This is a genomic window from Thiobacillus denitrificans (assembly GCF_001530125.1).
GTDB lineage: Bacteria > Pseudomonadota > Gammaproteobacteria > Burkholderiales > Thiobacillaceae > Thiobacillus > Thiobacillus denitrificans_C.
On sequence record NZ_LDUG01000081.1, the window covers coordinates 1 to 1264 of the forward strand.

At 60.9% G+C, this 1264-nt stretch carries 3 protein-coding genes and 2 pseudogenes; 2 read left to right on the forward strand and 3 right to left on the reverse strand.

Annotation, left to right across the window (positions count from 1 at the left end):
• Both ABW22_RS17880 and ABW22_RS17565 read right to left on the reverse strand, forming a co-directional pair.
• Positions 1 to 278: pseudogene (locus ABW22_RS17880) on the reverse strand (hypothetical protein); the annotation flags it as partial.
• On the reverse strand, positions 275 to 418 hold the full coding sequence (locus tag ABW22_RS17565; protein WP_157648713.1) for a hypothetical protein: 144 nt from the start codon (positions 416 to 418) through the stop codon (positions 275 to 277). The gene ABW22_RS17565 and the pseudogene ABW22_RS17880, both read right to left, overlap by 4 nt.
• A gap of 78 nt (positions 419 to 496) precedes the next feature.
• On the opposite strand from ABW22_RS17565, the gene ABW22_RS18295 reads away from it, so the two are divergent.
• Together ABW22_RS18295 and ABW22_RS17575 are read left to right on the forward strand one after the other, a co-directional pair.
• Positions 497 to 628: a hypothetical protein gene (locus tag ABW22_RS18295; protein ID WP_269083919.1), complete on the forward strand. Its 132-nt coding sequence runs from the start codon at positions 497 to 499 to the stop codon at positions 626 to 628.
• A gap of 58 nt (positions 629 to 686) precedes the next feature.
• Positions 687 to 857, forward strand: a complete 171-nt coding sequence (locus ABW22_RS17575) for a hypothetical protein (protein WP_157648715.1) — start codon at positions 687 to 689, stop codon at positions 855 to 857.
• Positions 858 to 976: 119 nt separating this feature from the next.
• Here ABW22_RS17575 and ABW22_RS16505 read toward each other — a convergent pair.
• Positions 977 to 1264, reverse strand: a pseudogene (locus ABW22_RS16505) (SAM-dependent DNA methyltransferase); the annotation flags it as partial.

The window sequence follows — 1264 nt, forward strand, 5'->3', positions numbered from 1 at the left end:
GACGCCAAAATGGCCTGGATGATCTGTCGCATCGACGTATCCAGGCCACCCGGCGTGTCCAGCCTGATCACCACCAGGGGCGCACCCGCCTCCTTCGCCTTGGCAATGCCGCGGATCATGTAGGCCGCGCTGGCGGGGCCGATCGCCCCTTGCACCTCCAGCAAAAGGACAGGCGCTGCACGGGCCACGAATGCGGCCAAGCCCAGCAGGATCGCAGTGACCAGTGCGCGCACCCATGCGGCGCGCAGCGGCCTTGCGAGCGCAGTTCCATTCGTCATCGCGACACCACCTGCTCACGTTGTTTAAAAAGCCAGCTCCGAGCCTTGAGCAGATGCAGTTGGGCCGCCCCAACCACCACAGTCGCCGGCACTCCCTGTGCGGCGGGGGACCTGTCGATCGGCAGCAACACGGTGTTCATGGGCTCGCCTTTCCATCATTGAATGTGTTTATGAATCGGCGCGGAGCCGACAGAAACTGCGTACGCCTTGTGAACGCAGTGCTGAAGCTGCGCGAACCCGCCAAGAACTGCCGGGCACGCTTCCGACCGCTCACTGTCATGATCATCGCCAAAACTGGATTCGCATTTGACGAGGATCAATCCAACCCGAAACCGCGCCTGACCTGCTGACCGACCCCATTCGGGCGGGTTCGGCCATTTTCCGTACACGATATATCAAATTCAATTAATGACCAACAAGCTTCCCTGGTTCACCGAATCTTCTGCCGACCGCTTCAACGATATTCGTGACACCTCGCTTGCCAAGCTGGTGCGCGAGGCCTTGCTGGCTCTGATGACCCACCACGTGGGCGATGCCTGCACGCGCCTGCCTGACGCGGAGCCGCCCAAGACTGAATAGCACCTGAATAAAAACAGCCCGAAAAACCTTCGGACGGTGGCATGAGTTCGGACCGCGCCACGGCTCTCCACGGCGAGGCAGGTTAATGCCTCAACGAGGGATCAACCCCGGGCCTGCTTTCAGGCTGCCAAATCGCTGGCCTGCAAATCCCCTGCAATCAGCCTGAACTGCTCCAGCGCGGCTTCCAGGTCGTCGACGATTTCCTGGGCAATCACGTCGGGCGGCGGCAGGTTGTCGCTGTCGGCCAGGCTGTCATCCTTGAGCCAGAAAATATCCAGACTGGCCTTGTCGCGGGCGATCAGCTCGCTGTAGTCGTAGACACGCCAGCGACCTTCCGGGTTATCGGCTGACCAGGTGGCCTTGCGCTCATGCCGATTGGCCGGGTTGTACAGCTTCACAAACTCTTC

Coding starts and splice junctions, on each gene's coding strand:
- ABW22_RS17565 (WP_157648713.1), bottom strand. CDS start 418: ATGAACACCGTGTTGCTGCCGATCGACAGGTCCCCCGCCGCACAGGGA.
- ABW22_RS17575 (WP_157648715.1), top strand. CDS start 687: ATGACCAACAAGCTTCCCTGGTTCACCGAATCTTCTGCCGACCGCTTC.